The organism is Mycobacterium lehmannii, assembly GCF_002245535.1.
Classification (GTDB): Bacteria; Actinomycetota; Actinomycetes; order Mycobacteriales; family Mycobacteriaceae; genus Mycobacterium; species Mycobacterium lehmannii.
The window spans coordinates 1-8,973 of sequence record NZ_NKCN01000051.1 but is presented as its reverse complement, the minus strand read 5'-3'; the positions used below and the strand labels follow the sequence as shown (position 1 = coordinate 8,973).

The following is an 8,973-nucleotide window of genomic DNA, read 5'->3' as shown; positions in this document are numbered from 1 at the left end:
GTGGGCGTGGTCGGATGGGTATAAGAGACAGGGGTGACCGGGCCACGTTCGTGGCGGTGCCGGCGGATGGGGCCGAGGCGGCGGCCCGGGCGTGCTCACCCGGCACCACCGCGGGTGCCCGAGCCTCGGCGTCCGGCCCGACTGAGGGGTGCGTCGGTGTCGTCGTCGTAGTGCAGCGCGACCTCGAGCGGGTCGGGACGGTCGAGGTCGGCGGGATCGGGCTGACCGCGGAACCGGTGCCAGAGCCGACGCCCGGCCAGCAGCACCAGGACGGCGCCCGCCGAGAGCGTGATGAAGAACAGCACCTTGCCGTAGGCGTTCGAGTGCACCGACAGCCGCACCGGTTCCCCGAGCGGCAGACCGTTGACCGTGCGCAGCGCGACGTCGACGGCGACGCGCTGCGTGAAGTGCACCTCGATGGGGACCCGCAGCGGAAGGTAGCCCGGTGGCAGCACGATCTCGCCCATGTCGGTGACCGTCATCCCCGGTGGCGCGTCGACGTCGAGGCGGACCCGTATCGGAACCGGCAGGTCGTTGCGCAACGCCAGCGGCAGCGGGCTGCGTTCGGTCGCCAGCGTGTAGGCCCCACCCGGATTGACGATCGTGACCGCTCCGAAGATGTCGTCGACGGTGTGTCCGACCGTCGTGAGTCGTTGTTGCGCAAGGCCATTGCGGGTGTCGGGCGGCACCGACTGGCTCAGTGCGCGCAGCATGTCCTCGCGCAGCGGGGCGGTGTAGCCGTATCCGGTCAACCCCGTGCGTTCGTCGGTGGTCAGCGCCGCGGTCAGCCCCCACAGCCGCCCGGTGATCGCGGCGATGCCCGACACGACGGCGTCGTCGAACCGGGCGTCGGGGTCGCCCAGCTCGTCGCTGGGCAGCGGGGACATGTCGTCGGGCGGGAGAGCGCTGCCTTCGCCGATCACCGCGGTGAGCGGTCGCGGCTCGGCGAGCCCGGCGTTGATCGCCGTGGCGACCGCCCGGAACATCGCCCGGGCGTCGTCGGGGCCGATGGCCCACGCCAGCGGCGGCATCAGGATCTGGGTGCGCGGGGAGACGTCCGGACTGAGGGCGCGCCACAGCATGGCCCCCAGGGCGTCCTGGCGCCGGGCCACCGCCGAATCGTGTTGCAGCGGGATGTCCAGCGACGGGTCCAGATATCCCGGCGCCACGGGATCGGTGCCCGCGCCGGCGAGCGCCGCCCCGACGGCCGGGTCGAACGGCGCCGCGACGACCTGCGGTGTGTAGCGGACCGGCTCGGTGTCGGCGACGCCGGAGTCCGCGACGTCGGTGCCGTCGTTCGAGCCCGATTCGGCGGCCGCGACGGCCACCGTCTGGCCGCCCTGGTCCGACAGCAGACGCACCGCGGGGCCGGTCAGCGGACCGTCGCCGACCAGGCTGGCGCCGCGCACCGAGGTGACGCCCAGGATCTGGTCGACAATGTCGCCCGCAGCGATGGTCGCTATCCGGCTGAGCCCGGGGTCGCGGACGCGGCGGAGCGCGTCGAGGTCGGCCTGCGCGTAGATGGTGGAGGCGACGCACATGCCCGTCGCCAGGTTCTTGAGCCTGTTCAGCCACGCCACCGCCGCGTCTTGCCCGGCGCCGGGGCGGGTGGGGGTGCCGGGCCCCGCGTCGGGCCCGTTGTTGACGACGTAGCCGCCCGTCATCGCGTTGACGGTGACGAGCAGATCGGGGTCGACCGCCAGACATGTCGCGGCGCGCACCCGTCCGTCGGGATCGACCTGGGGGGTGGTGGCGAACTCGACGGCCGACAGCAGCGTGTCGAGGCGCCCACCCGGTGCCAGGGAGGACGCCAGCTCATCGTCGATGAGCCGTACCGGGGTGGCGCCGCCCGGTGCGCCCGCGGCCAGCCGCGGCCGGTCGGCGATCGGCCACAACAGCGTCAGCCGGACCGGCTTGGACGTGTCGGGCGCTGCGATCGCCGTGACCGCGTCACCTGACTCGGCGCCCGGGTCGGGTGGGACGCCGAGCACGGGCAGCAGGAAGCGGGCGTCGTCGAGGCGGGCGGGCGCGCCGTAATCGGGGGTGCCGTTGACGTTGACCATCACCGGGTACACCCCCGGCTCGTCGATGCTGAGCGACGGCCGGTCGGCCGACCGCAGGGGGTAGGACAGGGTGAACGGAACCTCTTGTCCGCGAGCGAGTTCGGGCGAGAGCGGGACGAACTCGCCGATCGGCTCGAACTGGTCGACGTCGCCGCTGAGGTTGGTGCGCAGGCCGGTCGACGTCCGCACCGCCGCGGCATCCTCCAACCGAACGACCACATCGCGCACCGGCCGGTCGCCGACGTTGAGGACGGCGCCGGCCACGGTGACCACCGGCTCGCTGGTGGTGGTCACCACGTCGGGGGTGACGCGGTCGACGCGGACCTGAAGGAACGGCGTCGAATCGGATTGGGCGGCGGCGGCCGGCGGTAGGACGAGCGGTAGGGCGCTCAGCGCCAGCACGATCAGCGCGGCCAGCGCGCGCGGCAGCGCTGCGGCGGTCACGAGCCCTGTCCGCAACCGTTCGTCCGGCGGCCGGGCTGCATCTTCCCCCACTCGCGTTCGTCGGGACGACGCTTGCGGGTGTGCGAGTGCGTCTGGGGGCGGCGCCGCGGCGACGAGCGGGGCAGCGGCGGTAGCGCGGAGGGGCCGTGGGCGTGCAGCTTGTCGATCAGCTCACCTGCGACCTCGGCGAGGCGGCGTTCGTCGGCGTAGGCCAGCCGCTTGGGCAACTCCTTGAGCGGCACCCACGCCACCTCGGTGACTTCGACGTCCTCGTCGGACAGTTCACCGCCGAGGAAACGCATCAGGTAGTGGTGCACGGTCTTGTGGACGCGGCGGCCCTCGGTGACGAACCAGTAGTCGATGCTGCCCAGCGCGGCGAGCACGCTGCCCTGCACGCCGGTCTCCTCGGCGACCTCGCGGACGGCGGTCTGCTCGGCGGTCTCACCCATCTCGATATGGCCCTTGGGCAGCGACCACAGCATGCGCCCGCGCCGGTCGATGCGGCCGATCAGCGCGGCGACCTGACTCTCCTTGGGGCCGTCGATACCGTCGATGACCAGGCCGCCCGCCGAGGTCTCGTGGACAGTGCGCAGCCGGTCGGGTGGCCGCCGCGGCCGCGACTTCTTCGACTGCCCGCCCTTGGTGTCCTTGTTTCCGTCGACGGCGGCACCGTTCTTGGGTGCGGAATTGGTCTGGCCGGCCGGGGGCTGCGGGATGGGGCGGCGGCGCTGCGTCGACGGGTCGGGTGCGGCTTCGGGCGGACCTGCCGCGCGTCGGCCGCGACGTCGCCCTCGGCGCCGTCGTGGTTTGGCCTGTTCGCCGTCCGACACCCAAGCGATAGTAGCTGCCACGCATATTCGCCCCCGCCGCACTCACCGGTCGTGATAGAGCCGTTGCACATTTGTGTGACTGGGCCGCTTGATCGTCGCCTGACTAGGCTGTCCGAACGTGCCCGCCTCCTCCACCGACGCCGAACTCCTTGCCACCGCGCAAGTGGAGCTGAACCGCCACGGCGAGGTGCTGCGCGAACTCGGCCGGCTGTTCGCCGACGCCGGTCACGAGTTGTATCTCGTCGGCGGCAGTGTCCGGGACGCGCTGCTGGGCCGTGCGCTGACCGACCTCGACTTCACCACCGACGCCCGTCCCGAGCAGATGCAGAAGTTGCTGCGGCCGTGGGCCGACTCGCTGTGGGACACGGGCATCGAATTCGGCACCCTCGGCGTCGGCAGGGGCGACAAGCGTCTCGAGATCACCACCTACCGCGCCGACACCTACGACCAGGTGTCCCGCAATCCGGAGGTGCGGTTCGGCGACAACCTCGACGACGACCTGGTGCGACGCGACTTCACCGCCAACGCGATGGCCGTGCGCATCACCGCCGACGGACCCGCCGACTTCCACGACCCGCTCAACGGCCTGGCGGCGCTGCGTGCCAGGGTGCTCGACACCCCCGCCGCACCCGAGGTGTCCTTCGGCGACGACCCGCTGCGCATGCTGCGCGCCGCGCGCTTCGTCTCGCAGTTGGAGTTCACCGTCGCGCCGCGTGTGGTCGCCGCGCTGGTTCAGATGGCACCGCAGCTGGGACGCATCACCGCCGAGCGGGTGGCCGCCGAACTGGACAAACTGCTGCTCGGCGCCGATCCGGTCGCGGGCGTCGACCTGATGGTGCAGACCGGGCTGGGCGATGTGGTGCTGCCCGAGGTCGGCGCGATGCGCATGGCGATCGACGAACACCACCAGCACAAGGACGTCTACTGGCATTCGTTGACCGTCCTGCGGCAGGCGATCGCGCTCGAGGACGACGGACCCGACCTGGTGTTGCGCTGGGCGGCGCTGCTGCACGACATCGGCAAGCCCGCCACCCGCAAGCACGAACCCGACGGCGGGGTGAGCTTTCACCATCACGAGGTGGTCGGCGCGAAGATGGCGCGCAAACGGCTGCGCGCGCTCAAGTACTCCAAGCAGATGGTCGACGACGTATCGCAGCTGGTGTACCTGCACCTGCGGTTCCACGGCTACGGCGGCGGCAAGTGGACGGATTCGGCGGTGCGCCGGTACGTGACCGACGCCGGTCCACTGCTGCCGCGGCTGCACAAGTTGGTACGCGCCGACTGCACCACGCGCAACAAGCGTCGCGCGGCCCGGCTCCAGGCCAACTACGACGACCTCGAGCAGCGGATCGCCGAACTCGCCGAGAAGGAGGACCTCGCGCGGGTGCGCCCCGATCTCGACGGAAACGAGATCATGGAGATCCTCGGCATCCCCGCCGGTCCCCAGGTCGGCCAGGCGTGGCAGTACCTCAAGGACCTGCGTCTGGACCGCGGACCGCTGCCGCGCGACGAGGCCGTCGAGGAACTGCTGGCGTGGTGGAACGCCCGCGGCGGGCAATAACGGGCCGCTTCTTCGCCGAGCCCGACGTATTGGTTGGTCAGCGCACGCGAATTCGACCATTGCGTCGGTCTCGAGCGAGGCGGGGCGCTCAGCGGTGGAACCCGCGGCCGGAGCGGTGCGTCTCATAAGGCATGGACTACTGCCTCGGTGACGGCGACGGCTCAGCGACGATCTGGTCCGCGACCCCCGACGTGGATGTCGACGGTGACGGTGCATTCGAAGCGGTCGGGCTCGACTTCGACGGTGACGGCATGCTCGACGATGCGATGGCCGACCTGGACGACGACGGTATCGCCGAGCGCCTCGTACGCGACCATGCCGACGCCGCAACTCATTTCACCGACGACGGCACCGGAACCTGGACCGTCAGCGTCGAGCGCGGGCTGCGCTGGTTCGGCCTCGACGGGGTCGAGCAATTCGGTGGGCCGATGGTCGACCTGGACGCCGACGGCCACGTCGACGACCGCCTGGTGGACCTCGACGCAGATGGGCTGGCCGATCGAGTTCTTGCCGGCGAGAACGCTTACGTCGACGCCGATGCCGACGGCAAGTGGGACATCAAGCTGACCGACAGTGACGGCGACGGTCGCGCCGATTCGGCCGTCGAACTCTGAAGGGGGCTAACCGCGGCCAGACCCCGGCGGGCCGGCGAACGCCTGCGCGATGTCCAGCCACTGTTCGGCGTCGTCGCCGACCGCGCGCACATCGAGTGCTGAGCGGGGACGTCGTTGGGTCACCAGCATGCAGAAGTCCTCCGCCGAGCCGGTGACCCGCTGGTCCGCGTCCTCCGGTCCCCACGACCATGTCGACCCGTCGGGGGCGCGCAACTCGACGCGGAACGGTTCGCCAGGCGGCTGTCGACCGTTGACCACGAACGCGAAGTCGCGGGTGCGCACACCGATGTGGGCGATCGAACGCAGCCGCTCCGTGGGCGGCCTGCGCACACCAAGGGCGTCGGCGACGTCGAGGCCGTGCGCCCACGTCTCCATCAGCCGGGCCGTCGCCATCGACGCGGCGCTCATCGGCGGGCCGAACCAGGGCAGCTTGCGGCCCTCGGCGACGGTCAGCAGCTCGTCGTGCAACCGGGACCGGGTCGTGCGCCACTCTTCGAGCAGGTCCCCTGGCGGCATCGCGGCCAGCTCCTCGGCGCCCGCGTCGACGAAGCCGGTCGGGTTCTTGCCCGCCTCTTCTAGCAGGCCGGCGAAGGCGGCCTCGTCGGTGACGGCGGTCAACGCGACGCGGTCGGTCCACAACAGATGCGCGATCTGGTGAGCGATCGTCCAGCCGTCCGCCGGAGTGGGTTCTGCCCATCGCACGGCGGGAAGATCGGCGACGAGGCCGTCGAGTTCGTCGCTCTCGGCGCGCAGGTCGGCCACCATCGGCGCGGCACCAGCCATGTCGGTCACCTTAGCCCGGGGTCGGAGCCGCCCGTCTCGCGATTGCCGCGTGCGCGGCCAGACCGGCGAGGTATACGCCGACGCCGGCCAACGCCAGCGCGGGTTGGCGTCCGTCCGGAGGAATCACGCTCGCCGTCAACGCGATCGCGCCGATGAACGTCATCCAGAACAGCGAGTCCTGCACGGTGAACACGTGGCCGCGCATGCCGTCGTCGACGTCGAGCTGCATGGCGTTGTCCGCGCACAGCTTGACCACCTGACCGGCCATGCCGAGCAGGAACCCGCACACCACCATCATCGCCAGCTGCAGTCCGGACCCGGCCAGCTGGACCAGCGCGGCGATCGCCAACGCACCGTTGGCCGTGGCGTACCGGCCCCAGCGGCGCACCGCCACCGGCATGACCGCGGCGGCGATGAAGGCCCCCGCGCCGGTCGCCGCGACGAACAGCACCGCGGTGCCCAACCCCGCGACCTGCTGAGTGTCGGTATGGCGCACCATCACCAGCACCAGCAGGCTGTTGATCCCGAACACCATCCGATGCGCGGCCAACCCGGTCAGTGTCGCGGCCACGGCAGGCACCGCGATCACGGTTTTCACGCCGTGCACCCAGCCGGTGGCGACCGCATAGAGCACCGAGCCGTGGACCGCACGCGCACTGTCGTCGGGTCCTAGCATCCGCGGCGGGAAACGCCACGCCAGCCACAGCGCCAGCGCCACCGGGGCGGCCACGATCAAGATGATGACCGCGGCGCCTGCGTCGTCGGCGCCGAACAGCCAACGGGGCAGCAACATGAAGTTGGCCCCGAGGAACGCCGCCGCGGCACCGGCCGCGATCGCAACCGAGTTCATCGCCACCACTTGATCTCTGGGCACCACGTGCGGCAGCGCCGCTGACAACCCCGACGACACGAAGCGGGTGAACCCGGTGACGATCAGCGCGCAACACAGGATCGCCAGGTCACCCGCGCCGGATTCGAGCAGCTGCGCGACGGCCAGCACCAAGACCAGGCGGCCGGCGTTCGCCGCGACCAGCACCAGCCGTCGATCCCAGCGGTCGAGCAGCGCTCCGGCGAACGGGCCGAGCAGCGAGTAGGGCAGGAACAGCACCGCGAACGCGCCGGCGATCGCCCACGGTTCGGCGGCGCGCTGCGGGTTGAACAAAATCGCGCCTGCCAGCCCCGCCGAGAACAGACCATCGCCGAACTGACTCACCAGCCGCAGTTCCAGCAGACGCCGGAACTCGGGCAGGCTGCGCACCGACCGCCAGACGGCTACGGGCGCGCGGAAATCGGGCACGGGAGATCACGTTCTCAGAAGCGGCGGATCGGACCGCATCCACAGTACAAATATCGCGGCGGCGTCGCGCTTGTCCGCCACGACAGGGGTTGCCGGTGCCATGATGGACGGGTGGCGCAGTCAGAGGACCCGGAGGATTTCATCGCCCCTGCCGCGCCTCGAGTGCGGGCGGGGACGTTGCTTCTCGCCAACACCGACCTGCTGGAGCCGACGTTCCGCCGCAGCGTCATCTACGTCGTCGAACACAACGACGGCGGCACGCTCGGCGTCGTCCTGAACCGGGCGAGCGAGACCGCCGTCTACAACGTGTTGCCCCAGTGGGCCAAGCTGGCCGCAAAACCGAAGACGATGTTCATCGGCGGACCGGTCAAACGCGATGCGGCGCTGTGCCTGGCGACGCTGCGCGCCGGGATGGAGCCCGCCGACGCCCCCGGTCTGCGCCATGTGCAGGGGCGGATGGTGATGGTCGACCTGGACGCCGATCCCGACTCGATCGCCCCGGTCGTGGAAGGGATACGAATCTTCGCCGGCTACTCGGGGTGGACGATCGGCCAACTCGAAGGCGAGATCGAGCGCGACGACTGGATCGTTTTGTCCGCCCTACCGTCCGACGTTCTGGTCGAGCCGAAGATCGACCTGTGGTCGCGGGTGCTGCGCAGACAGCCCCTTCCGCTGTCGTTGCTCGCCACCCATCCGATCGACGTCAGCCGCAACTAGACCTCAACTGCAGGACAGCGTGCAGGTGGCGCACGCGCCGCCGCAACCGCCCGCCTCGCTGCGCTCAGCGCTCGACAGCCGGACGGCCATCTTTGCGCTCTGCCAGCATCCGGCTCCGACGGTTCCCAGCGCTCCGACCACGCAGACGATCAACACGACGATGGCCGTGCCGGCATCGGCCGCCAGTGCGACCGCACCGCCGGCTGCCAGCATCGCGGCGGCCGCCAGATGGGTCGGCGCCACCGAGCGCAACACCGTGCGCACCGGGTCTTCGGATTGCGGTCGGCTCAGTAGCCATCCACCGACCGCGGCGATGGCGCCGGCAGCGCACAGGCAGACCACCGCGGCAATGAGCATGGGCCACAGAATATCGAGACCCGTCGCGATCGACGAGTTGGGACGTCCCCCGGGCGCCAGGCTTCGCCCGGGGGACGGGCCTAACCCGGCAGGCCCGGCTGGGTTCCCAGCGCAGTCGCGCTCGGGGACCGCGGGGCGGCCGGCGCCGTCGCAACTGACCTGTCTCTTCTACACCTCCGACGCTGCCGACGAAAGCCTACTGACGCAGCCGGCTGCTCGCCGTATCCATAACACAACAATACACGCACGCTGCAACAGTGTCCATACTACATGCTTGCCGCGTCTGACACATCACCACAAACACAGA

Annotated in this window: 8 protein-coding genes; 3 read left to right on the top strand and 5 right to left on the bottom strand. The window is 70.7% G+C overall.

Annotated elements, in window-relative coordinates; genetic code table 11:
- Positions 1-95 precede the first annotated feature (95 nt).
- A complete protein-coding gene (locus CEX87_RS26540) occupies positions 96-2,507 on the bottom strand; it encodes a hypothetical protein (protein WP_094289826.1) in 2,412 nt (803 codons plus the stop codon).
- A complete protein-coding gene (locus CEX87_RS26535; RefSeq protein ID WP_064417748.1) occupies positions 2,504-3,337 on the bottom strand; it encodes an NUDIX hydrolase in 834 nt (277 codons plus the stop codon). The genes CEX87_RS26540 and CEX87_RS26535 overlap by 4 nt, the downstream gene beginning before the upstream one ends.
- A 118-nt stretch (positions 3,338-3,455) precedes the next feature.
- On the opposite strand from CEX87_RS26535, the gene CEX87_RS26530 reads away from it, so the two are divergent.
- Positions 3,456-4,898, top strand: coding sequence for a CCA tRNA nucleotidyltransferase (locus CEX87_RS26530; RefSeq protein WP_094289824.1), 1,443 nt, complete (start codon positions 3,456-3,458; stop codon positions 4,896-4,898).
- A gap of 131 nt (positions 4,899-5,029) precedes the next feature.
- Positions 5,030-5,512 carry a hypothetical protein gene (locus tag CEX87_RS26525; protein ID WP_064399025.1) on the top strand — a complete coding sequence of 161 codons (483 nt, stop codon included), beginning with the start codon at positions 5,030-5,032 and terminating at the stop codon, positions 5,510-5,512.
- A 6-nt stretch (positions 5,513-5,518) separates the two neighbouring features.
- Here CEX87_RS26525 and CEX87_RS26520 read toward each other — a convergent pair whose 3' ends face one another.
- Positions 5,519-6,295: a TIGR03084 family metal-binding protein gene (locus CEX87_RS26520; RefSeq protein WP_064399035.1), complete on the bottom strand. Its 777-nt coding sequence runs from the start codon at positions 6,293-6,295 to the stop codon at positions 5,519-5,521.
- Between the two features lie 10 nt (positions 6,296-6,305).
- Positions 6,306-7,592, bottom strand: a complete 1,287-nt coding sequence (locus tag CEX87_RS26515; protein ID WP_064399022.1) for an MFS transporter — start codon at positions 7,590-7,592, stop codon at positions 6,306-6,308.
- 111 nt (positions 7,593-7,703) lie between these two features.
- Between CEX87_RS26515 and CEX87_RS26510 the strand changes: the two genes are divergently transcribed.
- Positions 7,704-8,309, top strand: coding sequence for a YqgE/AlgH family protein (locus CEX87_RS26510; protein WP_064399019.1), 606 nt, complete (start codon positions 7,704-7,706; stop codon positions 8,307-8,309).
- A gap of 3 nt (positions 8,310-8,312) precedes the next feature.
- Here the strand turns inward: CEX87_RS26510 and CEX87_RS26505 are convergent, their stop codons facing one another.
- Positions 8,313-8,666 carry a hypothetical protein gene (locus CEX87_RS26505; protein ID WP_094289822.1) on the bottom strand — a complete coding sequence of 118 codons (354 nt, stop codon included), beginning with the start codon at positions 8,664-8,666 and terminating at the stop codon, positions 8,313-8,315.
- Between the last annotated feature and the right edge of the window lie 307 nt (positions 8,667-8,973).

Coding starts and splice junctions, on each gene's coding strand:
- CEX87_RS26525 (WP_064399025.1), top strand. CDS start 5,030: ATGGACTACTGCCTCGGTGACGGCGACGGCTCAGCGACGATCTGGTCC.
- CEX87_RS26520 (WP_064399035.1), bottom strand. CDS start 6,295: ATGGCTGGTGCCGCGCCGATGGTGGCCGACCTGCGCGCCGAGAGCGAC.
- CEX87_RS26505 (WP_094289822.1), bottom strand. CDS start 8,666: ATGCTCATTGCCGCGGTGGTCTGCCTGTGCGCTGCCGGCGCCATCGCC.